The organism is Cupriavidus sp. PET2-C1, from assembly GCF_054515855.1.
Map to the genome: position 1 here is coordinate 2,706,357 of NZ_CM137260.1, position 23,179 is coordinate 2,729,535.

Annotated in this window: 21 protein-coding genes and 1 riboswitch; of the genes, 10 read left to right on the forward strand and 11 right to left on the reverse strand. The window is 65.5% G+C overall.

Annotated features, from left to right (window positions below; translation table 11 throughout):
• Positions 1 to 139: 139 nt before the first annotated feature.
• The 3 genes from ACX12D_RS32085 to ACX12D_RS32095 form a co-directional block, all read right to left on the reverse strand.
• A complete protein-coding gene (locus ACX12D_RS32085; RefSeq protein ID WP_459375015.1) occupies positions 140 to 1,711 on the reverse strand; it encodes a benzoate-CoA ligase family protein in 1,572 nt (523 codons plus the stop codon).
• 106 nt (positions 1,712 to 1,817) lie between these two features.
• Positions 1,818 to 3,362, reverse strand: a complete 1,545-nt coding sequence (locus ACX12D_RS32090) for a 3,4-dehydroadipyl-CoA semialdehyde dehydrogenase (RefSeq protein ID WP_459375016.1) — start codon at positions 3,360 to 3,362, stop codon at positions 1,818 to 1,820.
• 10 nt (positions 3,363 to 3,372) lie between these two features.
• Positions 3,373 to 3,837, reverse strand: coding sequence for a DUF4863 family protein (locus tag ACX12D_RS32095; protein WP_459375017.1), 465 nt, complete (start codon positions 3,835 to 3,837; stop codon positions 3,373 to 3,375).
• 89 nt (positions 3,838 to 3,926) lie between these two features.
• Here ACX12D_RS32095 and ACX12D_RS32100 point away from each other — a divergent pair, with 89 nt between their 5' ends.
• The 4 genes from ACX12D_RS32100 (at position 3,927) to boxA (ending at position 9,622) form a co-directional block, all read left to right on the forward strand.
• Positions 3,927 to 4,901 (forward strand): helix-turn-helix transcriptional regulator, encoded by a 975-nt coding sequence (locus ACX12D_RS32100; protein ID WP_459375018.1) that lies wholly within the window; start codon positions 3,927 to 3,929, stop codon positions 4,899 to 4,901.
• Between the two features lie 117 nt (positions 4,902 to 5,018).
• Positions 5,019 to 6,677 (forward strand): 2,3-epoxybenzoyl-CoA dihydrolase, encoded by a 1,659-nt coding sequence (gene boxC / locus ACX12D_RS32105; RefSeq protein WP_459375019.1) that lies wholly within the window; start codon positions 5,019 to 5,021, stop codon positions 6,675 to 6,677.
• 113 nt (positions 6,678 to 6,790) lie between these two features.
• Positions 6,791 to 8,218, forward strand: a complete 1,428-nt coding sequence (boxB, locus tag ACX12D_RS32110; RefSeq protein WP_183033871.1) for a benzoyl-CoA 2,3-epoxidase subunit BoxB — start codon at positions 6,791 to 6,793, stop codon at positions 8,216 to 8,218.
• Positions 8,219 to 8,341: 123 nt separating this feature from the next.
• Complete coding sequence (gene boxA, locus ACX12D_RS32115) at positions 8,342 to 9,622, forward strand: benzoyl-CoA 2,3-epoxidase subunit BoxA (RefSeq protein ID WP_441640047.1); 1,281 nt, start codon at positions 8,342 to 8,344, stop codon at positions 9,620 to 9,622.
• Positions 9,623 to 9,674: 52 nt separating this feature from the next.
• Here boxA and ACX12D_RS32120 read toward each other — a convergent pair whose 3' ends face one another.
• Together ACX12D_RS32120 and ACX12D_RS32125 are read right to left on the reverse strand one after the other, a co-directional pair.
• Positions 9,675 to 10,187 carry a 6,7-dimethyl-8-ribityllumazine synthase gene (locus ACX12D_RS32120; protein ID WP_459375020.1) on the reverse strand — a complete coding sequence of 171 codons (513 nt, stop codon included), beginning with the start codon at positions 10,185 to 10,187 and terminating at the stop codon, positions 9,675 to 9,677.
• 87 nt (positions 10,188 to 10,274) lie between these two features.
• A riboswitch (FMN riboswitch) is annotated at positions 10,275 to 10,438 on the reverse strand.
• A 130-nt stretch (positions 10,439 to 10,568) separates the two neighbouring features.
• Positions 10,569 to 11,657 (reverse strand): MBL fold metallo-hydrolase, encoded by a 1,089-nt coding sequence (locus tag ACX12D_RS32125; RefSeq protein ID WP_459375021.1) that lies wholly within the window; start codon positions 11,655 to 11,657, stop codon positions 10,569 to 10,571.
• A 168-nt stretch (positions 11,658 to 11,825) separates the two neighbouring features.
• On the opposite strand from ACX12D_RS32125, the gene ACX12D_RS32130 reads away from it, so the two are divergent.
• The 3 genes from ACX12D_RS32130 (at position 11,826) to ACX12D_RS32140 (ending at position 14,677) form a co-directional block, all read left to right on the forward strand.
• Positions 11,826 to 12,443 carry a TetR/AcrR family transcriptional regulator gene (locus ACX12D_RS32130; protein WP_459375022.1) on the forward strand — a complete coding sequence of 206 codons (618 nt, stop codon included), beginning with the start codon at positions 11,826 to 11,828 and terminating at the stop codon, positions 12,441 to 12,443.
• A 104-nt stretch (positions 12,444 to 12,547) separates the two neighbouring features.
• Entirely contained in the window at positions 12,548 to 14,143 is a 1,596-nt protein-coding gene (locus ACX12D_RS32135) for an MFS transporter (protein WP_459375023.1), read from the forward strand.
• 69 nt (positions 14,144 to 14,212) lie between these two features.
• Complete coding sequence (locus ACX12D_RS32140) at positions 14,213 to 14,677, forward strand: MarR family winged helix-turn-helix transcriptional regulator (RefSeq protein ID WP_441640042.1); 465 nt, start codon at positions 14,213 to 14,215, stop codon at positions 14,675 to 14,677.
• Positions 14,678 to 14,730: 53 nt separating this feature from the next.
• Here ACX12D_RS32140 and ACX12D_RS32145 read toward each other — a convergent pair whose 3' ends face one another.
• On the reverse strand, positions 14,731 to 15,624 hold the full coding sequence (locus ACX12D_RS32145) for a DMT family transporter (protein ID WP_459375024.1): 894 nt from the start codon (positions 15,622 to 15,624) through the stop codon (positions 14,731 to 14,733).
• A gap of 126 nt (positions 15,625 to 15,750) precedes the next feature.
• Here ACX12D_RS32145 and ACX12D_RS32150 point away from each other — a divergent pair, with 126 nt between their 5' ends.
• Positions 15,751 to 16,545 (forward strand): AraC family transcriptional regulator, encoded by a 795-nt coding sequence (locus ACX12D_RS32150; protein WP_459376586.1) that lies wholly within the window; start codon positions 15,751 to 15,753, stop codon positions 16,543 to 16,545.
• A gap of 9 nt (positions 16,546 to 16,554) precedes the next feature.
• Here the strand turns inward: ACX12D_RS32150 and ACX12D_RS32155 are convergent, their stop codons facing one another.
• The 3 genes from ACX12D_RS32155 to ACX12D_RS32165 form a co-directional block, all read right to left on the reverse strand.
• Positions 16,555 to 17,913: a cobyrinate a,c-diamide synthase gene (locus ACX12D_RS32155; RefSeq protein WP_459375025.1), complete on the reverse strand. Its 1,359-nt coding sequence runs from the start codon at positions 17,911 to 17,913 to the stop codon at positions 16,555 to 16,557.
• 64 nt (positions 17,914 to 17,977) lie between these two features.
• Positions 17,978 to 18,679: a response regulator gene (locus tag ACX12D_RS32160; protein ID WP_459375026.1), complete on the reverse strand. Its 702-nt coding sequence runs from the start codon at positions 18,677 to 18,679 to the stop codon at positions 17,978 to 17,980.
• Positions 18,680 to 19,111: 432 nt separating this feature from the next.
• Positions 19,112 to 20,065: a LysR substrate-binding domain-containing protein gene (locus ACX12D_RS32165; protein ID WP_459375027.1), complete on the reverse strand. Its 954-nt coding sequence runs from the start codon at positions 20,063 to 20,065 to the stop codon at positions 19,112 to 19,114.
• A 781-nt stretch (positions 20,066 to 20,846) separates the two neighbouring features.
• Here ACX12D_RS32165 and ACX12D_RS32170 point away from each other — a divergent pair.
• Together ACX12D_RS32170 and ACX12D_RS32175 are read left to right on the forward strand one after the other, a co-directional pair.
• Positions 20,847 to 21,137, forward strand: a complete 291-nt coding sequence (locus ACX12D_RS32170) for a transposase (RefSeq protein ID WP_459375028.1) — start codon at positions 20,847 to 20,849, stop codon at positions 21,135 to 21,137.
• A 146-nt stretch (positions 21,138 to 21,283) separates the two neighbouring features.
• Complete coding sequence (locus ACX12D_RS32175) at positions 21,284 to 21,652, forward strand: hypothetical protein (RefSeq protein ID WP_459375029.1); 369 nt, start codon at positions 21,284 to 21,286, stop codon at positions 21,650 to 21,652.
• A gap of 16 nt (positions 21,653 to 21,668) precedes the next feature.
• Here ACX12D_RS32175 and ACX12D_RS32180 read toward each other — a convergent pair whose 3' ends face one another.
• Both ACX12D_RS32180 and ACX12D_RS32185 read right to left on the reverse strand, forming a co-directional pair.
• Complete coding sequence (locus ACX12D_RS32180) at positions 21,669 to 22,187, reverse strand: hypothetical protein (RefSeq protein ID WP_459375030.1); 519 nt, start codon at positions 22,185 to 22,187, stop codon at positions 21,669 to 21,671.
• A 135-nt stretch (positions 22,188 to 22,322) separates the two neighbouring features.
• Positions 22,323 to 23,147: a Crp/Fnr family transcriptional regulator gene (locus tag ACX12D_RS32185; protein ID WP_459375031.1), complete on the reverse strand. Its 825-nt coding sequence runs from the start codon at positions 23,145 to 23,147 to the stop codon at positions 22,323 to 22,325.
• Positions 23,148 to 23,179 lie beyond the last annotated feature (32 nt).

The following is a 23,179-nucleotide window of genomic DNA, read 5'->3' on the forward strand; positions in this document are numbered from 1 at the left end:
GGTGATTCCCGCCCTTGGGCGGGAATCACGGCTACACCAGTTGGTTGATCTTGCCGATGGTTGGCTCCCCTCTCCCGCTTGTGGGAGAGGGCGGGCGCTTGTTACACCGTCGGGCGCTGGCGTGCTGCTGCTTTGCTTGTCAGGCCGGTGCGCCTTCCATCTCCCGCAGCCTGAAGCGCTGGATCTTGCCCGTGGCCGTCTTGGGCAGCGCGGCAACGAACTCGATGACGCGCGGGTATTTGTAGGGCGCGAGCCGTTCCTTGACGAAGGCTTTCAGCTCCGCTTCGCTGACCTGCGCGCCGGCCTTGCGGACCACGAACGCCTTGGTCTTGGTGAGGCCAGCCAGGTCTGGCACGCCGATCACGGCGGCTTCGAGCACCGCGGGGTGCTGGGCCAGCGTGGCCTCCACCTCGAACGGGGAGACATAGATGCCGCTGACCTTGAGCATGTCGTCGCTGCGCCCGGCATAGCTGTAGCTGCCGTCGGCGTTGCGCGCGTATTTGTCGCCGCTCTTGGTCCAGCCGCCGCGAAAGGTCTCGCGCGATTTTTCCCGGTTGCCCCAGTACATCAGCGCTGCGCTCGGCCCCTGGATATAGAGGTCGCCCACATCGCCGTCGGGCACGGCGTGGCCGTCTTCGTCGCGCAGTTCCACCGCATAGCCCGGCACCGGCCAGCCCGTGGTGCCGTAGCGAACCTGCCCGGGGCGGTTGGACAGGAAGATATGCAGCATCTCCGTGGACCCGATGCCATCGATGATTTCGCAGCCGAAATGCGCGGTGAAACGTTCACCCAGGTCGGCGGGCAAGGCCTCGCCAGCGGAGGAGCACAAGCGCAGCGAGACCTGCTCGCGCGCGGGCAGCCCGGGCGCGGCGAGCATGCCCGCATAGCCGGTCGGTGCGCCGAAGAACACGGTCGGCTGATGGTCCAGCCAGCGCTTGAACGTGGCCTCGGGGGTTGGCCGCTCGGCCATCAGCACGACTGTGGCGCCCACGCTCAGCGGGAAGGTCAGGGCATTGCCGAGCCCATAGGCGAAGTAGAGCTTGGCGGCCGAGAAGCAGATGTCGGCCTCGCCCAGCGAGAGCACCGGCTTGGCATAGAGCTCGGCGGTCCAGTATGGGTTGCCCTGGCTGTGCAGCACGCCCTTGGGGCGCCCGGTGGAGCCTGACGAATAGAGCCAGAAGCCGGGATCATCGGGGCCGGTGCTGGCCGGCGCGGCTAGCGGCGCGTTGCGCCCGATCCACCCTTCGAGGGCGATCATGCCATCGGGCAGCGGGCCGGCGGGCTGCGAGACGATCACGGTCCCGGCTTCATGGCCGCCCTGGGCCATGGCCTGCTGCAGCACGGGCAGCAGCGCGCCCGATACCAGCACGGCCTGCGCGCGGCTGTGCTGCAGCATATAGGCGTAGTCGTCGGCGGTGAGCAGCGTGTTGACCGCCACCGGCACGATGCCGGCATACATCGCGCCGAGGAAGCACACCGGCCAGTCGTTGCCATCGTGCATCAGCAGCAGCACGCGTTCTTCGCGATGGATGCCGCTGGCCTGCAGCGCGGCGGCAACACGGCGGATGCGCTCGGCCAGCTCGCCGTAGCGCATCGCGCCGTGGTCGTCGATGTAGGCGGTCTTGCCAGGGCGCTGCGCGTTGCACGCGATCAGGTGCTGGGCGAAGTTGAACGGCGTGCCGGGTGGCTGGACTTGTGGTTCGGCTGTCATGCTTGTCTCCCCGTCTCTATGGATCGATGGACCGATGGATCGATGGATCGATGGATCGGTGTTCTGGTGGGTTTGCCGTGGCGGTGCTGGCGGAGCTGGCGGTGCGTTAGAGCTGTGCCAGCACGCTGGTGCTTGCCTGCACGGCACTGCGCCGGTGATAGAAATTCAGCGCGCGCAAGCCGCCCAGCTCTTCGCCACCGCCCGCGCGGCCCGGGCCGCCGTGCAGCGATTGCGGCATGACGTTGCCGTGGCCGGTATGCTGCTGGGCAACCTCGGGTGAGATCACGTGGACGCGGCCATGGCTGTCGGCCAGTTCCACCGCGGCTTTGGCCAGCGCATCGGCATCGCTGCCGTAGAGCGATGCCACCAGCGAGCCCTGGCCCCGGCGCACGAGCGCCAGTGCGTGGGCGCTATCGCGGTAGGGCACCAGCGTGGCCACGGGACCGAACACCTCGGTGTCGTGCACACGATCGGCAGCGTCCGCATCGCGCGTACCCAGCAGCGTGGGCCCGACGCAGCAGGCCACGGCCGGATCGGCATCGACCAGCGCGTGCAGCGCGCCGTCGTGCAATACCTCGGCCTGCGCTTGCAAGTAACCCAGCCCTTCGCGCACCGATTCGAGTTGCGCCCGGCTGACCAGCGCGCCCATGCGCACCGTTTCATGGCGGGGATTGCCCACGGTGATCTTGGCCAGCCGCGCGCCGATGGCATCGGCGGCAGCGCCATACAGCGCCTCGGGCACAAAGATGCGGCGGATGGCCGTGCATTTCTGCCCGGACTTGACCGTCATCTCCCGCGCGGCTTCCCTGGCCAGCAGATCGAACGCTTCGCTGCCGGCGGCTTCGCCGGGCAGCAGCAGGGCCGAGTTGACGCTGTCGGCCTCGATATTGACGCGCACCGAGCGCTGCGTCACCGCCGCATGGGAGCGGATCAGCGCGGCGGTCTGTGCCGATCCGGTGAAGGAGACCGCATCGAACGGCTGCAACTGGTCCAGCAGTCCGGCCGCGCTGCCGCACACCACCGACAGCGCGCCGGGCGGCAACACGCCAGCGTCCACCACGTCCCTGACCATGCGCTGGGTCAGCCAGGCGGTGGCCGTCGCGGGCTTCACGATCACGGGCACGCCCGCCAGCAGTGCCGGCGCGGCCTTTTCCCACAAGCCCCAGCTCGGGAAGTTGAAGGCGTTGATCAATAGCGCCACGCCGCGCGTGGGCACCAGCACGTGCTGCGACTGGAATAGCGGATCCTTGCCGAGCCGCGCGGCATCGCCGTCGATCAGGTAGCGCCGCTCTCCCAGCGCGTCGCCGAGCTTGGCGTAGGTGCCGAGCGTGAAGATGCCGCCATCGATATCCACGGCGGAATCGTTGTGCACGGTGCCGCTGTTGGCGGTGGCGATCTCGTAATAGGCATCGCGGTTGGCCTGCAGGATCTTGACGATGGTGGCCAGCATGGCGGCGCGCTCGCGGTAGGTCATGGCGCGCAACGCGGCGCCGCCTTGTTCGCGCGCAAAGGCGAAGCCGGCGGCAAGGTCGAGCCCGGTGGCGTCCACGCGCACCAGCGCCTCGCCCAGTACAGGGTCGGATAGCGTCGCGCCGGCACCGGAGCCGGCTTGCCAGCGGCCGCCAAGATAGTTGGGGAGCAGTTCGGTCATGAAGGGAATCTCAGCGGGTAAAGTCGATGCGGCCGTCGGGCAGCAGGTAGAGCACAAGCGCGCGGCCGTGGCTGACAGTGGGCCGGTGCGCGCTGCCCGGCGGGCAGACCAGCCAGCCGGCGGGGCGGCCGTCGAACTCGGCGGTGGCGTCGATCGGCACGATCAGGTCGATCTCGCCATTGGGGTGTGTGTGATGCGGCCCGGCGATGTCTTGCATGTCGACCACGTCGACGGAGAACCCGTGCAGGTCCTCGGCCGGCTTGAAGATGCGGCCATAGCGGATGCCGCCGCCTTCGCGGTCGCACAGCCAGCCCTCGGCCACGCCGGCCAGGCAGGCTGCCTTGAGTTCGCTGTAGGTCGTGCTGCCTACGCCATGCTCGGCATTCAGCCAGGTATCCAGGGCGGCATCGAGTGGGCGCCCGGCAATGCGGGCCGTGAGCCGCGCGATCTGCTCGCGGAGTTCGGTGGGGGACATGGAAGGGGCTCCGTTGGACTCAGCCGGGTTGCATACCCGCGCTTCATGCATTATTGTGCATGTGTGAAACATAGAGCCACCGAGAAACCATGTCAAGCACTATATTGCATGTTACCGGGTTAACGCGGGAGGCGCCTGATGAGCAGGACGCCGACACCGCGCAAGGCAACGGCAGCGCAGCGGAAGCCGCCGGAGTGGAGAAAAACGCCTTTCTCGTCGCACTGGGCGAGCGCGTGCGCGAGCTCCGCTCGCGCCGGGGCCTGACCCGCAAGGCCACGGCGCAGGCTGCCGGCGTTTCGGAGCGGCACCTGGCCAACCTGGAATACGGCAGCGGCAACGCTTCCATCCTGGTGCTGCTGCAGATCGCCTCGGCGCTGCACTGTTCGCTGGCCGAATTGCTTGGCGATGTGTCCACCTCGTCGCCGGAATGGCTGCTGATCCGGGAACTGCTGGAACACCGCGACGAAGGCACGCTGCGCCGCGTGCGCATTGCCGTGGGCGAGATGCTCGGCACCGGCGGCGGCAACGCCGCGCGCAGCCCGCGCGTGGCGCTGATCGGGCTGCGCGGTGCCGGCAAGTCCACGCTGGGCGGCATGCTGGCCGAGGACCTGGGCTTTCCCTTTGTGGAACTCAGCCGCGAGATCGAGAAGTTCGCCGGTTGCAGCATCTCGGAAATCCAAGGCCTGTATGGCATGAACGCCTACCGCCGTTATGAGCGGCGCGCGCTGGAGGAAGCCATCCAGATCTATCCTGAAGCGGTGATCGCCACGCCCGGCGGCCTTGTGTCCGACCCTGCCACCTTCAACCTGCTGCTGGCCCATTGCACCACGGTGTGGCTGCAGGCAAGCCCGGAAGATCACATGAACCGCGTGCGCGCCCAGGGCGACTTCCGCCCGATGGCCGCCAGCAAGGAGGCCATGGAAGACCTGCGCCACATCCTGGCCGGCCGCGCGGCCTTCTATTCCAAGGCGGAGTTCAGCGTCGACACCAGCGCCGAGCCGCTCGAACCCACCTTCCTGACGCTGCGGGAGCGCGTGCGCTACGCACTGCAACTGCCGCTCTGACTCCTTGACGTATAGGTGCACAATATTGCTTGACTGGGTTTTGTTATATGAACTATAGTTCGTTAACCAACACCCAATCCATGCACTATTGTGCTTCATCGCTGAGGAGACACAGCCATGACTACCGCCCCCCGCGTCGAATACCAGACTGATCCGTCCCAGTACAAGCATCTCAAGCTGACCTTCGACGGCCCCATTGCCACGCTGGCGGTAGACATCGATGAAAACGCCGGCCTGCGTCCCGGCTACAAGCTCAAGCTCAACAGCTACGACCTCGGCGTCGACATCGAGCTCAACGATGCGGTCAACCGCATCCGCTTCGAGCATCCCGAGGTGCGCACCGTGGTGGTCACCAGCGGCAAGGACAAGGTGTTCTGCTCCGGCGCCAATATCTTCATGCTGGGTGTCTCCAGCCATTCCTGGAAAGTGAATTTCTGCAAGTTCACCAACGAGACGCGCAACGGGCTGGAGGATTCGTCGAAGCACAGCGGCCTGAAGTTCCTTGCCGCGGTCAATGGCGCCTGCGCCGGCGGCGGCTACGAGCTGGCGCTCGCCTGCGACGAGATCATCCTCGTCGACGACCGCTCCTCCGCCGTGAGCCTGCCCGAAGTGCCGCTGCTGGGCGTGCTGCCCGGCACCGGCGGCCTGACCCGCGTGACCGACAAGCGCCACGTGCGCCACGATCTCGCGGATATCTTCTGCACCACCACCGAAGGGGTGCGCGGCCAGCGCGCCAAGGACTGGCGCCTGGTGGACGACATTGCCAAGCCCGCCGTCTTTGCGCAAAAAGTGCAGGAGCGCGCCCAGGCCCTGGCCGCGCAGAGCGACCGCCCGGCCGACGCCAGCGGCGTGGCGCTGACCCCGCTCGCGCGCACGCTCGAAGCCGACGCGCTGCGCTACACCCACGTCACCGTAGAGATCGACCGCGCGGGCCGCAAGGCTACCTTCACCGTGCAGGGCCCATCCGCCACGCAGCCGACCAGCGTTGCCGCCATTGCCGAGGCCGGCGCCGCCTGGTACCCGCTGCAGCTGGCGCGCGAACTCGAAGACGCCATCCTGTCGATGCGCACCAACGAGCTGGATATCGGCACCTGGCTGATCAAGACCGACGGCGACGCCGCCAACGTGCTGGCCATGGACGCCACGCTGCTGGCCAACCAGGATCACTGGCTGGTGCGCGAAACCATCGGCCTGCTGCGCCGCACGTTCTCCCGCCTGGATGTGTCCTCGCGCAGCCTGTTCGCGCTGATCGAGCCGGGTTCCTGCTTTGCCGGCACCTTCCTGGAGCTGGCGCTGGCGTGCGACCGCAGCTACCACCTGGCGCTGCCGGACGACGAGGCGCGCGCGCCCAAGATCACCGTGGCCGAGACCAACTTCGGGCTGTACCCGATGGCGACCGGGCAGAGCCGTCTGGGACGGCGCTTCTACGACGAGCAACCGGCGCTGGACGCGGTGCGCGCCAAGGCGGGCCAGCCGCTGGACGCCGACGCCGCATTCGCGGTGGGCCTGGTTACCGCCAACCCCGACGACATCGACTGGACCGATGAAGTGCGCATCGCGCTGGAAGAGCGCGCGGCCATGTCGCCGGATGCGCTCACCGGCATGGAGGCCAACCTGCGCTTCAACGGCCAGGAGAACATGTTCACCCGCATCTTCGGGCGGCTCACCGCCTGGCAGAACTGGATTTTCCAGCGCCCCAACGCAGTGGGCGAGAAGGGTGCGCTCAAGGTCTACGGCAAGGGCGACAAGGCCGCGTTCGACTGGAACCGCGTCTGACCTGACATCGCCGATATTGCTGAGATCTCTGATATCGCACCTGAAGCCGAACCAGTAGCCGAATCCGAACCCGAATCCGCCGCATCCAACGCATAGCCAGCCCGGAGACCATGATGTCCAGCATCAACTACAGCGACAAGATCCCCAACAACGTCAACCTCAGTGAAGACCGCACGCTGCAGCGCGCGCTCGAGCAATGGCAGCCCAACTACCTGAGCTGGTGGAACGACATGGGGCCGGACGGCTCGCAGGATTTCGATATCTACCTGCGCACCGCCATCAGCGTCGACCCGCAAGGCTGGGCGCACTTTGGCCACGTGAAGATGCCGGACTATCGCTGGGGCATTTTCCTCAACCCCGCCGAGGCCAACCGCAAGATCCACTTTGGCGACCACAAGGGTGAAGACGCCTGGCAGGACGTGCCCGGCGAATACCGCGCCAACCTGCGCCGCATCATCGTCACGCAGGGCGATACCGAACCCGCATCGGTGGAGCAGCAGCGCCACCTCGGCCTGACCGCGCCGAGCATGTACGACCTGCGCAACCTGTTCCAGGTCAACGTGGAAGAAGGCCGCCACCTGTGGGCCATGGTCTACCTGCTGCACAAGTATTTCGGCCGCGATGGCCGCGAAGAAGGCGAAGCGCTGCTGGAGCGCCGCAGCGGCCAGCAAGACAACCCACGCATCCTGCAGGCGTTCAACGAGCAGACGCCGGACTGGCTGTCGTTCTTCATGTTCACCTATTTCACCGACCGCGACGGCAAGTTCCAGTTGTGCGCACTGGCCGAGAGCTCGTTCGATCCGCTCGCCCGCACCACCAAGTTCATGCTGACGGAGGAAGCGCACCACATGTTCGTGGGCGAGAGCGGCGTCTCGCGTGTGATCCAGCGCACCTGCCAGGTGATGAACGAGCTCAAGACCGACGACCCGGCCCGCTTGCGCGCCGCCGGCGTGATCGACCTGCCGACCATCCAGCGCTACCTGAACTTCCACTACAGCGTGACCATCGACCTGTTCGGCGCGGATGAGTCGAGCAACGCCGCGACCTTCTACAGCACCGGCCTCAAGGGCCGCTACGAAGAAGGCAAGCGCACCGACGACCACGTGCTCAAGGGCCAGACCTACAAGGTCCTGCAGGCCAGCGGCGGCCAGCTGATCGAAAAGGAAGTGCCGATGCTCAACGCGCTCAACGAAGTGCTGCGAGACGACTACATCAAGGACAGCGTGGCCGGCGTGGAGCGCTGGAACCGCGTGATCGACAAGGCCGGCATCCCTTTGCGCCTGAAGGTCCCGCACAAAGCCTTCCACCGCAATATCGGCGCGCTCTCCGGCGTGAAGATCTCGCCGGATGGCCGGGTGATTTCGGACGCGGAGTGGAAAGCCAATGTCGACCAGTGGCTGCCTAGCGAGACCGACCGCGCCTATGTGGCCAGCCTGATGGGCCGCGTGGTCGAGCCCGGCAAGTTTGCCGGCTGGATCGCGCCGCCGGTGATGGGCATCAACCGCCAGCCGGTGGATTTCGAGTACGTGCGCTTCAACTGAGCGCCGCGAGTCGAAAGCCGAAACCGAAAACCGAAATCGAAAATCGCAAGAAGGCAGGGGCCCGGTGGGCTCCTGCGGCAAAAGGCCCCGGCCACAGGGGTCGCATCACCCCCGGAGTTCGCCATGGACATGTCCGACATCCAGGTCATCAGGCAGCACCTGATCGACCCCGAGATCTGCATCCGCTGCAATACCTGCGAGGCCACCTGCCCGGTCGCGGCCATCACCCACGATGCGCGCAACTACGTGGTCGACGCGGACAAGTGCAACGGCTGCATGGCCTGCATCTCGCCATGCCCGACCGGCTCGATCGACAACTGGCGCACCATGCCGCGCGCCAAGGCCTACAGCATCGTGGAGCAGTTTGGCTGGGACACGTTGCCTGACGAACTCTCCTCCGAGCAGCTTGCCGCGCAAGGCGTGGCGGCGGATGCCGAGCCGGTTCTCGAATCCGCCCCGGCGTCATCGCTGGCGGCCGTCACCGGCGAAGGCGGCTTCAACAGTGCCCAGTACGGCGCCACCGTGCCGCCGTGGTCGGCCGCCCACGCCTATACCAACCTCTATGGCGCCAAGGCCGCCGCCCGCTCCGTCACGGCCACCGTGGTTGGCAATGCGCGCGTCACCGAGGTCGGGCGCGACTACGATACGCACCATATCGTGCTGGACTTCGGCACCGCGCCGTTTCCGGTGCTGGAAGGCCAATCGATCGGCATCGTGCCGCCGGGCGTGGACGCCAGCGGCCGCCAGCACCATGCGCGCCAGTATTCACTGGCCAGCCCGCGCAATGGCGAGCGGCCGGGCTACAACAACATCTCGCTCACCATCAAGCGCGTGCTGGAAGACCACCAGGGCAACCCGGTGCGCGGCGTCGCCTCGAACTATATGTGCGACCTGCAGGTGGGTGACAAGGTGGAAGTGATCGGGCCGTTTGGCGCGAGCTTCCTGATGCCCAACCATCCGCGCTCCCATATCGTGATGATCTGCACGGGCACCGGCAGCGCGCCGATGCGCGCGATGACGGAATGGCGCCGGCGGCTGCGCAAGTCCGGCAAGTTCGAGGGCGGCAAGCTGATGCTGTTTTTCGGCGCGCGCACGCAGGAGGAGCTGCCTTACTTCGGCCCGCTGCAAAGCCTGCCCAAGGACTTCATCGATATCAACTTCGCGTTCTCGCGCACCCCGGGGCAGCCCAAGCGCTATGTGCAGGACGTGATGCGCGAGCGCGCAGCCGACCTGGGGCCGTTGCTGGCGGACCCGAACACCTGCTTCTACGTTTGCGGGCTCAAGAGCATGGAGGAGGGCGTGGTGCTGGCCTTGCGGGACGTGGCGCAGCAGGCGGGTTTGTCGTGGGACACGGTGGGCGCCGCGCTCAAGAAGGATGGGCGGCTGCATCTGGAAACGTACTGATTCCCTGAAGATGCGCGCCGCGCCCCCGAGCCCTAGCGCGGGCCAGATCCGGTCAAGCCACCAGCTTGCTCAGGCTTTCCACCGTCTTGATGCAGGCCTGTGCCGCCTCGCGGCCCTTCACGACGAAGTGCTCGCTGAAGAATTTGCGGTGGTCTTCATGATCGTGGAAGCTTTTCGGCGTCAGCACGGCGGAAAGCACGGGCACCTGCGTATCGAGCTGCACGCGCATCAGGCCGCTGATGACGGCATCCGCGACAAACTCGTGGCGGTAGATGCCGCCATCGACGACAAAGCCCGACGCTATGATCGCCGCATAGCGCCCGGTGTCCGCCAGCTTGCGTGCATGCAGCGGGATCTCGAACGCGCCAGGCACTTCAATCACGTCCACCGCCTCGCGCGCTACGCCGCGCGCGGCCATTTCAGCGAGGAAGGCGTCGCGGGCCTGATGCACGATATCCGCATGCCATTGCGCATGGATAAACGCAAAGCGCCAGGCCGGATTGACGGGAGTGGTGTCCTGGAGGTCGCGGTGGTCGCGCTGGACAGGAGAAACTAACTGATTCATGGTCTTCTTCAGAAGAGTGGGTTACCAGAATCAGGGCGCACGAGTTTAGTCCCCCGGCGCCGGGAGACGGCGCGGGGAACAGAAACATCGCGCTCTCTTTCATCCGGACTATGACCGTCGGCTTCGGAGTGACACCGAATCTGCTGACCCCGGCTCTCGGAGACTTCGAGGAGAACCGGGCGCTCGCGGGCTTATGCGAAAAAATCGCCATCACCGCCGGTGGGGACTTTCACCCCGCCCTGAGAACGCTGATGCAGGCGCGAAGCCTGCAACGCAGCCATGATACACCGTGATGCGATTGTGAGTTTGACGTGGCTCAGGCCAGCCGTCTGGCCGCCAGCGCGGGAATCTCCTCGGCGGCCCGGGCGGTCATTGTTTTTCTCAAGGCTGTTCGTTGACGATGCGTGGGCTTGCGGGCGGCATCGATTTGCGGTTGCGGCGCGTCTTTACGTCCAGCCACCAGCGATCCCCGTTGTGCGCTTGCAGGATGCTGACGGCCTCGCCCATGCGCGGGGTGCTGACGGGAACGCCGCGCGCAGCGGCCAGCGCGATGATGCGGTCGAAGGGCTCGTGCCAGGCGTGCATGGCCAGGTCGAAGGTGCCGTTGTGAATCGGCAGCAGGCAATTGCCCTTCAGGTCGATATGCGCCTGCAGGGTCTGCTCAGGCTGCATGTGCACGGCGGGCCAGTTCACGTCGTAGGCGCCGGTTTCCATCAGTGTGAGATCAAATGGGCCATAGCGCTCGCCAATGCGCTTGAAGCCGTCGAAGTAGCCCGTGTCGCCACTGAAGAACACGCGCAGATCGGCGTGCAGAATCACCCACGACGCCCACAGCGTACGGTTGCCGTCAAACGGCGTTCGCCCGGAAAAATGCTGTGCCGGTGTAGCGACAAAACGCACGCCCTCCACCTCGGTGGTTTGCCACCAGTCGAGCTGTCTCACCTTGCCCGCGTGGATCCCCCAGTCGATCAGGCGATCCCCTACGCCCAGCGGCGTCAGGAAGTGCTCGGTCTTGTCCGCCAGTGCCATGATGGCCGCGCGGTCCAGGTGATCGTAGTGATCGTGCGAGAGGATCACCGCCTTGATGGGCGGCAAATCGTCGATGCCGATCGGCGGTTGATGGAAGCGCTGCGGGCCAGCCCATTGCACCGGCGAAGCGCGCTCGCTAAAGACCGGATCCGTGATCCAGAAAGCGTTACGCAGTTTCAGCAGCACGGTGGAATGCCCAAGCCGGAACACCGTGTTGTCCGGCGCGGCGAGCAGGTCAGCCTGTGTCAGCGTTTGCACCGGAACCGGGCCGGCGGGCTGGGTGTCCGCGGGTTTGTCGAAGAGAAAGCGCCAGGCGATGCCGAGGGTCTTGAGCAAGCCGCCCTTTGGCGGCCCGGCCAGGGCGCGTGCCTGGCTCGCACGCGATTCCGGCGACTGGGTGTAGCTCTGGCGGTTGACGGGGCGGGGCGAATGATTGGTCATGATGGCAATCAGGATCCAAAGTGGGGGGCAGGGCAAGCGGCGGGGGCCGTTCCATCCAGCTTCGATTTGCAAAACTGTACTGCACAGTGTAGTTTCCATTTTCTGGAAAGTAAACTTGTCGGTGTAAAATTACCCCTTTCCCCGACGCCAAGGCCCCCCAGGAACGCCATGCCCCCAGCCCAACGCCTGACGGATCGCAAACGCGAAGCCATCATTCAGGCCGCCATCGCCGAGTTCCGCGACAACGGCTTCGAAGTCACCAGCATGGACAAGGTCGCCGCCCGGGCAGCGGTTTCCAAGCGCACGGTGTACAACCACTTCGCCAGCAAGGACGAGCTGTTTGCCGAGATACTTTCCCAGTTATGGGAGAGCAGCCAAGGCGACCTTGACATGGCTTACGCGAGCGACCAGCCGGTGGATGCGCAGTTGCGCGAGCTGGTGCGCCTGAAGATGAACATGCTCAACAACGCCAGCTTCATCGACCTGGCACGCGTTGCCATCGCCGAGACCATCCACTCGCCAGAGCGGGCGAGGGAAATGGTCGCCAGGCTGGGCGAGCGGGAGGAGGGCATCAATGTCTGGATACGCGCGGCGCAGGCCGACGGCAAGCTGAAAGCGGCGGATCCCGCCTTTGCCGCCTGTCAGCTGCAGGCGCTGATCAAGGCCTTTGCCTTCTGGCCGCAGATCACCATGGGACAGCCGCCGCTGGATGCGGCGATGCAGCGGCAGGTGGTGGATTCAGCGGTTGCGATGTTTCTTGCGCAGTATGGGGTGGCTCTGGCTTGATGGGTTTTGCCGGTCCATGCCGCCGACGATCGCAATCTCTATCACTGCCCCCCCAAACCCTGTCCTATAATGGTTGACTACACAATCATTGATGGAACAATAAAATGATTTCGCAGCCTCACGAGGCGCATAGCAGCGGGCAGGTGCTGCCATTCCGCGAGTCCCTGCTGGCCATGCTGGGTATCGCGTTCGTGGTGATGTTGGTCGCACTTGACCAGACCGTGGTTGGCACCGCGCTGCCGACCGTGGTGGCGGAACTGCAGGGGTTCGAGTACTACGCCTGGGTGGCGACGGCCTATCTGCTGATGTCGGTGATCACCGTGCCGATCTTCGGGCGGCTGGGCGATTACTACGGGCGAAAGCCCTTCGTGATGGTGTCCATCGTTGTGTTCACGCTGGCTTCCGCGTTGTGCGGCATGGCAACGAGCATGCCGTTCCTGGTGCTTGCGCGCGGCCTGCAGGGCATTGGCGGCGGCATGTTGGTGGGCACTGCCTTTGCTTGTATCCCTGACCTGTTCCCCGATTCGCATGTGCGCTTGCGCTGGCAGGTGATGATGAGCGCGGCGTTCGGCATTGCCAACGCGGTGGGTCCGTCGCTTGGTGGCGTGCTGACCGAGGCCTATGGCTGGCGCTCGGTGTTCTACGTGAACTTGCCCGTGGGCTTGCTGGGGTTGTGGTTTGCCTGGCGCTACCTGCCGCACTTGCGCCAGCAGACCAATACCGGCGCGATCAAGGTGGATTGGCTCGGCGCGGCGTTGATCGGCGTGGGGCTGGGCGGCTTGCAGCTGTGCGTGGAGCTGATGCCCGAGCGTGGGTTCGGGCTGCTCACCGGCGGCTTGCTGGTGATGTCGGTGTGTGCGCTGGTTGGGTTATGGCAATGGGAGCGCCGCACGCCGAACCCGATCCTGCCGCTGGAGATGTTCCGCAATCCCGGGCTGGCGCCGTTGTTCCTGCTGGCCGTGTTTGTCGGCTTCGCGATGTTCTCGTTGCTGCTGTACGCGCCGCTGCTGTTCCAGGGGGGCTTTGGCTATTCGCCGAAGGAGGCGGGCGTGCTGGTGACCCCGCTGGTGGTGTGCATCACGGTGGGCAGTATCATCAATGGGCGCATCATCACCCGCATCCGCCAGCCTAACAATATGCTGTATGCGGGATTCGGCATGCTGGCGCTGGCCTGCCTTGGGCTGTCCCAGGCGACGCGCGGGATGTCGCACCAGTTGTTGCTGGGCATGATGCTGCTATGTGGCTTCGGGCTAGGCTTCATCATGCCCAACCTGACGGTGTTCGCGCAGCAGACCGCGGGCCGCGAGCATCTGGGCATTGCCACGGCGATGCTGCAGTCGCTGCGCATGGTCGGCGGCATGATCGGTACTGCCGTGGTGGGCACGCTGGTCACGCGCAGCTACCTCAGTGGCGTGCACGACGCGCTGCAGAGCGCTGGCGCCGGGCAGTGGCAGGCGCGCATGGCGGATCCGCAGATCCTGATCGACCGCGCGGCGCAGGCTAGCCTGCTGTCGCAGCTGGAGGCAGCCGGGCACAATGGCGCCTTGTTGCTGGAGCAGGCCCGGCTGTCGCTGGTTGGAGCCATTCATATGGGGCTGGCGCTGGCCGCGGTGATTGCGGTGCTGGGCCTGTGGCGTTCACGGCGGGTGCCGCCGATCAAGCTGGAGCGCGCCGTCAAGCCGGTCATGGCGACGGAGTAGGGCGCGGGGCTAGCCGATAATGTGGGGAGGTTGCCCGTCGCGTGACGGTGCCCCAAGCAGGAGATTGGAGTGGAATTGGAGCGTCAAAGCCTGGCTGTGCTACAGCAGTTCGGGCGAACTTACCGGGCCTATGCCGCGGCTTTCGAGCAGCGCATCGGCCATCCCTTGCCGCGCTGGCGTATTCTGTCCGCGTTGTACACCCACGCCGGGCCCATCGCGCAGAAGCCCCTTGCCGACCGCGTCGGCATGGACCCGGGCGCGCTCACGCGCCAGCTCAAGGCGCTGCAGGAGCTCGGCTGGGTCGAGCGCAACACCAGCGAGCGCGACAACCGCGTGACCAACGTCACCCTGTCGGCGCTCGGCCATGGCGTTGTGGAGCAGGCATTGCCGCTGCGCTCGGCGTTTCTGCAGGATGTGCTGGAAAACGTCTCCGAGACCACCATGCGCAATCTGTCCAAGGGACTGGAAGAGCTTGAGGGCGGCATTGCCGAAGCGGTGCTGCGCACGCAGCAGGACAAGGCGGACGCCGTGTGAGCGCGGCATCCACGATGACCTTGCCCCAACCGTCCTGACTACTCCAGCTGGCCCTACGGCCGGGCCAGTTGCAGCCGCAACGGCGCCGTCCATATCTCGGCCAGCAGCACGCCCAACACCGTGAGCACCCCGCCGACCGCGTGATATGGCGCGAGCGATTCGCCAAGCAAGCCCGCCGCGATCAGCGCGGTGAGCAGGGGGATCAGGTTGAAGAACATGCTCGCACGGCTCGGCCCGATGCGGGCGACGGCGTGCATCCACACCAGCGGTGCAACCATCGATGCCATGAGCCCGGCGAACCCGACCAGAGGGAGATTGGCGGCCGAGAGGCCCATCTTTGGCGTGAGCAGGTATAGCGGCAGCAACGCGATGACGGCGGCGACGATCTGCAGGTAAAGCAGTTGCAGCGCCGGCACGTCCTTCATCTTCCAGCGCTTGAGCAAGATCACATAGACCGCGTAGGCCAGCATGGCCAGCAGCATCAGTGCGTCCCCGAGGTTGGCGCCGCTGGTCAGCAGGCTGCCCAGGTTTCCGGACGATACGACCACCAGCACGCCGGTAATCGACAGCACGGACCCCGCCACGGCGCCAGCGGTCAGGCCCTGTCCCAGTAGCAAGATCGACAATGCCAGCACCATCATCGGCGTGAGCGAGCCGATGATGCCCATGTGGGTCGCCGTGGTCAGGTAGGCGGCATAGTAGGCCAGGCACTGATAGGCCACCATGCCGAGCAAGCCCAGCACGGCGATCCGCCCCAATCCGGGCCGGATCGCGGCCCAGTTGCGCAGCACGGGACGCAGTGCCAGCGGCGTGAAGAGCACGGCTGCCAGCAACCAGCGGTAGAAGCTGATCTCGGCCGGCGCGATGGTGCCGGCGGCCATTTTGCTGACGACGGTGTTGCCTGACCAGGTCACGACGGCCAGGAGCGGAAAGGCGTATTGCCACATGAGCGCTTTCTCTGATGTGTTTGGAACGCTATCATGAGCGCGTCTGGGTTGATCTATATAGCTCAATTAGGACATATCGACCGGAATTCCGGACTCTGTGTAGCAACGGACCCAAAAAGCATGGCCATGGCCGACAAGTGGCGTTTCCTGCCGATCCTGGATGTCGAAGGGATGGAAGGCCCCTTCTACCTGCGCTACGACGAGTTCGGCGCCGATACCCTGGCGGAGGCGCACAGTCACAGCTGGGGTCACCTGAACTACGCCGCGCACGGCTCGATGCAGATGGAAACCGTGGGCATGCGGCTGCTTTCCCCGCCGCAGTACGCGATATGGATTCCGCCAAAGGTGGTGCACAGCTGCACGTTGCGCCACGCGATCGTTTACCGCTCGATCTACATCGAGCCCGGCCTATGCGCGCAACTGCCGGCCGAGCCCTGCACGGTGCGCATCAGCCCGATCATCAAGAGCGTGCTGGCGGATTTTGCCGCGCGCGACCTGCATGTGCCGCGCACGCCGGCCGATCTTCGGCTGGCGCATGTGGTGGTTGACCAGCTTGCCGTGGCGCCGGTGCAGCGCTGTTACCTCCCGGCGGCAACCACGCCCGCCCTGGCCGCGGTGCTGGAGGCGCTGCAGGCCGATCCCGGCGACCATCGCACGCTGGCCGAATGGGCCGCCAGCGTGCACATGACCGAACGCACCCTTGCGCGCCGTTGCCAGCACGAGCTGGCCATGTCCTTCGGCGACTGGCGCCAGCGTCTGCGCTTCCTGCGTGCCATCGATGCCCTGGAGGCGGGCCGCAGCGTGCAGGAGATCGCGTTCGCACTCGGCTACAGCACGGCATCCGCGTTTATCGCGATGTTCCAGCGCGAGGCTGGCGTCACGCCGGAGCAGTACCGGCGCGAGTTTTGTGGCATTGCGTGATGCTTGCGCTTACCGCGCGCCGCCGAACAGCGCCGCAATGGACAACGGGTTGGACGGGAAATACAGATGCGTGTAGGACGCCGTCAGCGCGCCCTGCCGGAACACCGCCTCGCCCCGCGACCCGTCGCGCGGCACGGTGGCGTGGCAGTAGGGCGCCAGCGGGGTTTGCGCGCTGGAGTAATGGAAGGTGTGGCCGCGCAAGGTGCCTTCGGGCAGCGCCAGTTGTTGATGGCCGAGCGCGGCAAGGCGGCGTTGCATGATCACCGTGCCAGGCAGCAGGCCCGCCACGGCGTGGCTATGCCCGGCCTTGTCGACCAGCGTCTCGAACAACGCCATCATGCCGCCGCATTCGGCCAGGATCGGCAGGCCATTGGCATGGGCTTGGCGCAGGGCGGCCAGCATGCCTGTGTTGGCCGACAGGCGCGCGGCGTGCAGCTCGGGGTAGCCGCCGGGCAGCCAGAGCGCATCGCAGGCGGGCAAGGCAGCGTCGTCGAGCGGGGAGAAGAAGGCCAGCCGGGCGCCGAGCGCCTGGAGCGTATCCAGGTTGGCAGGGTAGATAAAGCGGAACGCGGCGTCGCGGGCGATGGCGATGGTCTTGCCGGCCAGCAGCGGCGGCGGCACGGGCAGCGGCGGCGCTGCGGCGATCTCCACGGCCGCGGGCAGGGCGCCGATGGGTTGCCCGGCGAGCGCATCCGCGAGGCGGTCCAGCCGCGTGTTGAGGTCGGGCAGTTCATCGGCCGCCAGCAGGCCCAGGTGCCGCTCGGGCAGCGATGCCGCGTTGTCGTGCGCCAGCGCGCCGGCCCAGGCGATATGCGCCGGCAGGCTCTCTTTCAGCATGTCGGCGTGCCGCGGGGAGGCCACCCCGTTGGCAAGCACTTGCATGGAAGCCAGCGGCTGGCCGTAGCCAGCCAGGCCCAAGGCCAGCGCGCCGAACGTCTGCGCCATCGCGCCGGCCTGGATCACGCTAAGCACCGGCAGGCCGAAATGGCGCGCCAGGTCGGCGCTGCTGGGGGTGCCGTCGTGCAGGCCCATGACGCCCTCCACCAGGATCAGGTCGGCTTCGGCTGCTGCCTGGGCAAGGCGTGCCGCGGCGTCTTCGGCGCCGGTCATCCACAAGTCGAGCGAGTGGACCGGCGCGCCACTGGCAGCCGCGAGAATGGAGGGGTCGAGGTAGTCGGGGCCGCTTTTGAAGACGCGGACGGTGCGGCCGGCGCGGCGGTGCAGCCATGCCAGCGCGGCCGTCACGGTGGTCTTGCCCTGGCCCGAGGCCGGCGCCGCCACCAGCATGGCGGGCACGCGCAGGGGCCTTGCCGCATCGGATGGGGTGCCCGGAACGGCGGGTGCGGTGGTTGCGGCAAGGTTGGACATGGCGATGACGTTGGCTGGCTAAGTAGCGAGGCTGGCAGAAACGGCTGCCTGTGCGGCGCTGCGATTATAGCCAGTCGGACTGGCTGGCCGGCTGGCTCTCGTGAGGACGATCCGGGTTCGGCAGCACCAGGCCCTGTTGCGCCGCGAAGTCGAACAGCTCGCGCTCATTGCTGGCCCCCAGCTTACGCATGGCGCTGTTTTTCTGGCGGCTGATGGTCTTGACGCTGCGGCTCAGCTGCCCGGCAATCCCGGTGATCGAGTTGCCACTGAGGTAGAGCCGCATGACTTCGGACTCGCGTACCGACAGGCACAGGGCGCCGGCGCTGCCGGGCGCGTAGTGGGCGCCGGACTGCTCCAGCACGCGCGCGGCAGAGTCGCCGATAAAGCGCAGCCCGCGTTCGACGCGGATGATGGCGGTGACCAGTTCGTCCAGCTGCGAGTCCTTGAGCAGGAGGCCATGGGCGCCTGCGTTCAGGATGGCGCGCAGGACCAGCGGGTTGGTGATCATGGTGAGCACCACCACGGCTAGCGCCGGAAAGTGCCGCCGCAGGCTGGCTAGCAGGCGGATGCCATCGCTCGCGTTGCTGCAGGGCATGTGGTAATCGGTGACGACGATATCCGGCCGGAATGCGCGCACGGCCTGCAGCAGCTCTGCGGAGCTGTGAACATCCGCGCAGACCTCCCAGCCGGTCTGGTTGCGCAACTGGCTCCTGACTGCGAGCGTAATGGCGGGATGGTCATCGGCAATCAAGATTTTCAAAGGCATGGCAATGCTCCTGCGCAAGCGCAGGCATGCACGGTGTCCGGGCCGCACATGCCTGGCGCGAGCTGGAAGGGCTTGCGGCACGGATGCCGCGAACATGAAAAGCGAGTGCTTCGATTCGCGTTGGGCGGCGCTTGCCGCAAGGGGATCGCGCCCTCGAAAAAAAAAAGCGCCGCACGGCTTTTCGCCGGCGGCGCGAACAGCACAGGAACAAAGCACCTCCAGGCGCATGCTTTGCTCGGACGAACAGGAAGCAGGAGGTGCCCATGAAGCATAAGCGTTGGCTTCGGCGTCAGGACTGAGACTATTCTCAATTTTGAGAGGAGGACGCGGAAACTCTCACGGGCCGGCGGGCGTGGCTAGCCGCAGGCCGACACGCCGCAGCGCGGCGCGGCGTGCTTCAGTGACAGCAGGGGGCAGCAGGGGGCAGCAGGGTCAGGCTGCGTAGGCAGAGGTGCGCGTCTCGTGTGACTGGTGACGGCGGTCGATGGCGGTGACGGGATCACGCAGCACGGTGCTCCCGATCTCCATGATGCCGCGCAGTGCGTTGCCGGCGCGCACAGGCGCCCAGAAATGCAGGGCTGCCCATTCCGGGAAGCTGCCGGGCGGCGCCAACAGGCGCGTTTTGTGTGTGCGTGCCACTAGAGGCACGTTGAAGTCCAGCAGCGGACAGATGCCGCCCGCGGCAAGCAGCAGCGCAACTTGCGTGTGCCAGGACGGCACGATGGTTTCCCGGTAGGCGGGATCGTGCGCGAGCCGGTTCAGGAAACCCTGCAGCGGGCTGCCGGGCTCGGTGTCTTCCTGCAGCAGTATCCACTCGTGCCGGCCATCCGCATCCTCAACGCCACCTGGCCGCACCACGCTGACGAGGCGGCGCGGCGTGGCCATGATGTTGTGCAGCGCTATGTCTTCTGGCACAAAATGGCTATCGACCACGAAGGCGCAGTCCAGTTCGCCGCTGCCAAGCTGGGTGGCCAGCGCGGCGTCGGCAAAGACCGGCCGCGTCATGAAGCGGTCATCGGGAAACTGCTCGCACAAGGCCGTGAGGATCTCGGTGATGACCGGATCGCCGATCGACGGCGAAAACCCGATCGAGATACGGCGGTGCGGGCTTGCCGCCTCGGCGACGGGGGCGAGCGGGCGTACCAGTTGCTCCCATTTTGACAAGATCTGGCGCGCGGTCTGCTCCAGCCGCAAGGCATGCGCGGTAGGTTCCAGCGTGCCATTGCGCTTGATGAAAAGTGGGTCACCGGTGATTTCGCGCAGACGTGCGAGGCTGTAGGCAATGGTCGGAACCCGGCCTTGCGTGCAGGCGGCGACGGCGCTGAGGTCACGATATTCCATCAACAAAACGAAAACGTGCAAGAGCTTGGTGCTGACATGCCGCATGGTGGCTTCTCCCGATTCGAAACTTGTTTTTGTTTTCTTCTCTGTCTCTGCGCCAAGACCCCGAAGCCCATGCCGCACCGGTATGGAGAAAGAAGCAACGCTGAAAAAATGACCAGACGACCGGCTACGCGTTGCGCTTATCGTCGCCAGTCTGCGCCGGGACGCGAGGCCCGGTTGCTGGAGATCGAAATTTAGTTAATGCCGGACAAGATTAATACAGAACTTTGAAACTAGCCAGTGCTCTTATGAAATCCATTTCATAAAGCTCGTTCAAAAAATACTCTTTGTTCGTACATAAAGACATTGAAAGTATTTTTGTCATTCGGCTCATGAATTGGCTCGATTGTGTGTGTCATGCACCGAAAAATTGTGTGTTTTTTTCGCTTAACCGGATTTCTTCGGTTGAATGAGCGTAAAAAAACGAATCAGTAAATAAAGAGGGTGGAATGTCAAATATTGGCAATTCGTTCTGATTTTTTGATGCTGGTTTTCCAGGTTGGCATGTGATGGTACTAGATTTAAAAATTCTCTAATTCACAAAGTTGAAATGTTGAATTGCTTTTTCGGCCATGGGTGATATGCTATAAGGTTGGCTTGAACCGCTGTAAGTCGCTGGTCAGGCGGGGGTCGTCTCGCGGCGGGTTGCCCCTCCAATTTGCTTAACTCGTGGCTTGAACACACTGAATTGCCTTTTGCGGTGCGGATGGTAGCTTTGCGGCAGGGGTGGAAGTGGTCACGCTCTGGCATTGGCACGAGCGGCCTTTGCAAGCGGAGGCAGTCAGTGAACAGACGTTTTTCGGAGGAGCAGATCCGCGGCTACCTGGCGGAAGCCGCCACCGGCGTGCCGGTCCGCGAGCTATGCGCGCGCTATGGTTTTAGCGATGCTTCCTTCTATGGCTGGCGCATCAAGTACGGCCAGGGCGCTGGCAGCGAAGCGCGCGACAGCCGCAAGTTGCGAGACCTGCAGGAGGAAAACACCCGCCTCAAGAGTATGCTTGCAGATGCGCTGCTCAAGCTTGATCAACTGCGCAATCGCACTGGTCGGGCCGGCAACGGCAAGGAACGAAGCTAAGTCTGGTTCGTGCCAGTATTGCCGGCGGCTGCCGCCACCTAAGGAGGGACATCGGAAACATCGGGTTTTTCGGTACCAGCCGGCAGGGCGACCCCTGGAACATCGTCATGGAAGGCGCAATGCGCCCCCGCTGTGGAGAACTGAACATGAAACGGGCTTCGATCATCGTGGCTGCCGCCCTGGGCCTGGGGCTGCTTGCGGGCCAGGCTGCCACTGCCGCCGAGCTGGAAGTGCCCGCGCCGATGGTCGCGCCGCCGCCGCCGCGGCTCTTGCTGGATACCGCCAGCGACAATGTCGGGCCGGCGGCGGACGGCACCCTCACGCCATCCCAGCGCACCCGTTGCCAGGGCTTGCTCGACAAGATCAATGCACTGCCCAGGGGAGCGCAATGGACCACCGGCAAAGCCACCGTGACCAGCGCGGATGGCAGCACCCATCCCAATATCGAGCGGCAAGCGGAGCGCAAGAAGCTCGACGAGGCGTATCGCCAGGAATGCGCGCAGGAAAGAAAATAGTCTTTACTTCGCGTCTTTACTTCGGGCCACAGCGGTCTGGCGTAATCGTGACGTCTCCCAGCGGCCGGTTGCCGATTCCCGCGTAACGATAGCTCAGCGTGATGCCTAACTGGCCCAGCACGGGCACGTCCGGGTTGCGGCAGATGCCGCGCTCGAGCACGGGGCGGGCGCTCGCCATGAACGCCGCGGTGCCCTCGCGGGTCGCATCCACGCCAACCAGGCTGAGGCGGAACTGCACGCGCTTGCCGGGCGAGACGCTGCATCCCTCCATCCGCGTTGCGGCGTCCAGCATGAATGGCCCGGCGCGCGTCAGTTCCTGGCAAGCCGTGTCGAGTTCTGTGTCTGAGCTGGCCACACCGCCGGTAAGGCGTGTCACGCCACTCATGCCGGTGCTCCTGCCATCTACCGTGCCTAGCAGCAGTCTCGCCAGCGTTGACAGCGAGGCCGGCGCGGGGGCCGCCGGCACCAGTCCGGTCATCATCAGGAAGCCAAGTGGCGCCAGGCCCGCGCGCACGGCGAAAGGGAAGTCCCGCATAGAGATACAGGCACCGGAAGCGATATCGAGCGCCAGCGGCATGGCCGCAGGGTGATGTTCCCGGGGGCTACCCCGCACACGGCGACATGGTCTGAACATAGCGGCGTTTGCACGGCCTTGCTATCAGCGTCCGTCCTACGCAACCGAGGCGCCCGCGGCGTGGATGCCTCTGGCGGTGTCTAGCCGGGCCTGGCCGGGAGCGGAAGCGGACGGGTTATCCGTCGCCGGTTGGGGCGGGCGTAGCGGCACCCGCTCGGGGTCTTCGTAGACGGAGCACAGCCCCGCCGGATCGACGATGCGCAGTTGCCGCTGCCGCACGGTGATCAGCCCGACCGTGGCAAATCGCGCCAGCAGGCGGGATACGGTTTCGAGCGTCAGTCCCAGGTAGCTGGCAATATCGTTGCGCGACATCGCCAGGGTCAGCGCCGCTCCGGTATTGCCCCGGCGGCGTTGCTCGCCAGCGAGGTCGAGCAGCAGCATAGCCAGCCGCTGGGCGGCTTTCATCGACCCGATCGCAACCAGCAGCGTCCGCTCGCGCTCGGCATTGCGGCGCAACGTGCTGAGCATTGTCTCGCGGTATTCGGCGCTGAGCAGGTGCGCGCGCGCCGCCTCCACCGGCACCACGCAGCAGTGCGTGTCCTGCATGGCCACCGCGCTGGTGCAATGGGCCCGGCCATCGAGATCCTCCAGCCCGAGCACTTCGCCCGGGTGCGCGAAGGCGGTCACCTGGCGCCAGCCAAGCGGAGACTCGAATACGGATTTGGCGCTGCCGCCGCGCACGGGAAACATGGCCATCACGGGCCGGCCCTGGCGGTGCACCGTTTCTCCGGCGCGCCAGAGCATGCTGGCCGGGGCCAGACTGCGCTGCCGATCGTTTGCGGCTGGCGCCTCCGCGTTGCGGCAGATTGGCTGGAACAAGCACAGCGAGCAGCTTGGAAACGCTGCATCGGGCGTGGTCATGACATTCTCCGTTTGCCTGCGATACACGCAAA

What these genes read in the sequence shown, in the direction of transcription:
- ACX12D_RS32180 (WP_459375030.1), bottom strand. Translation starts at nt 22,187, where the DNA reads ATGCGGGACTTCCCTTTCGCCGTGCGCGCGGGCCTGGCGCCACTTGGC.
- ACX12D_RS32160 (WP_459375026.1), bottom strand. Translation starts at nt 18,679, where the DNA reads ATGCCTTTGAAAATCTTGATTGCCGATGACCATCCCGCCATTACGCTC.
- ACX12D_RS32185 (WP_459375031.1), bottom strand. Translation starts at nt 23,147, where the DNA reads ATGACCACGCCCGATGCAGCGTTTCCAAGCTGCTCGCTGTGCTTGTTC.
- boxC (WP_459375019.1), top strand. Translation starts at nt 5,019, where the DNA reads ATGACTACCGCCCCCCGCGTCGAATACCAGACTGATCCGTCCCAGTAC.
- ACX12D_RS32125 (WP_459375021.1), bottom strand. Translation starts at nt 11,657, where the DNA reads ATGACCAATCATTCGCCCCGCCCCGTCAACCGCCAGAGCTACACCCAG.
- ACX12D_RS32145 (WP_459375024.1), bottom strand. Translation starts at nt 15,624, where the DNA reads ATGTGGCAATACGCCTTTCCGCTCCTGGCCGTCGTGACCTGGTCAGGC.
- ACX12D_RS32090 (WP_459375016.1), bottom strand. Translation starts at nt 3,362, where the DNA reads ATGACCGAACTGCTCCCCAACTATCTTGGCGGCCGCTGGCAAGCCGGC.
- boxB (WP_183033871.1), top strand. Translation starts at nt 6,791, where the DNA reads ATGTCCAGCATCAACTACAGCGACAAGATCCCCAACAACGTCAACCTC.
- ACX12D_RS32085 (WP_459375015.1), bottom strand. Translation starts at nt 1,711, where the DNA reads ATGACAGCCGAACCACAAGTCCAGCCACCCGGCACGCCGTTCAACTTC.
- ACX12D_RS32120 (WP_459375020.1), bottom strand. Translation starts at nt 10,187, where the DNA reads ATGAATCAGTTAGTTTCTCCTGTCCAGCGCGACCACCGCGACCTCCAG.
- ACX12D_RS32100 (WP_459375018.1), top strand. Translation starts at nt 3,927, where the DNA reads ATGTCAAGCACTATATTGCATGTTACCGGGTTAACGCGGGAGGCGCCT.
- boxA (WP_441640047.1), top strand. Translation starts at nt 8,342, where the DNA reads ATGGACATGTCCGACATCCAGGTCATCAGGCAGCACCTGATCGACCCC.
- ACX12D_RS32165 (WP_459375027.1), bottom strand. Translation starts at nt 20,065, where the DNA reads ATGCGGCATGTCAGCACCAAGCTCTTGCACGTTTTCGTTTTGTTGATG.
- ACX12D_RS32155 (WP_459375025.1), bottom strand. Translation starts at nt 17,913, where the DNA reads ATGTCCAACCTTGCCGCAACCACCGCACCCGCCGTTCCGGGCACCCCA.
- ACX12D_RS32130 (WP_459375022.1), top strand. Translation starts at nt 11,826, where the DNA reads ATGCCCCCAGCCCAACGCCTGACGGATCGCAAACGCGAAGCCATCATT.
- ACX12D_RS32150 (WP_459376586.1), top strand. Translation starts at nt 15,751, where the DNA reads ATGGCCGACAAGTGGCGTTTCCTGCCGATCCTGGATGTCGAAGGGATG.
- ACX12D_RS32095 (WP_459375017.1), bottom strand. Translation starts at nt 3,837, where the DNA reads ATGTCCCCCACCGAACTCCGCGAGCAGATCGCGCGGCTCACGGCCCGC.
- ACX12D_RS32175 (WP_459375029.1), top strand. Translation starts at nt 21,284, where the DNA reads ATGAAACGGGCTTCGATCATCGTGGCTGCCGCCCTGGGCCTGGGGCTG.
- ACX12D_RS32135 (WP_459375023.1), top strand. Translation starts at nt 12,548, where the DNA reads ATGATTTCGCAGCCTCACGAGGCGCATAGCAGCGGGCAGGTGCTGCCA.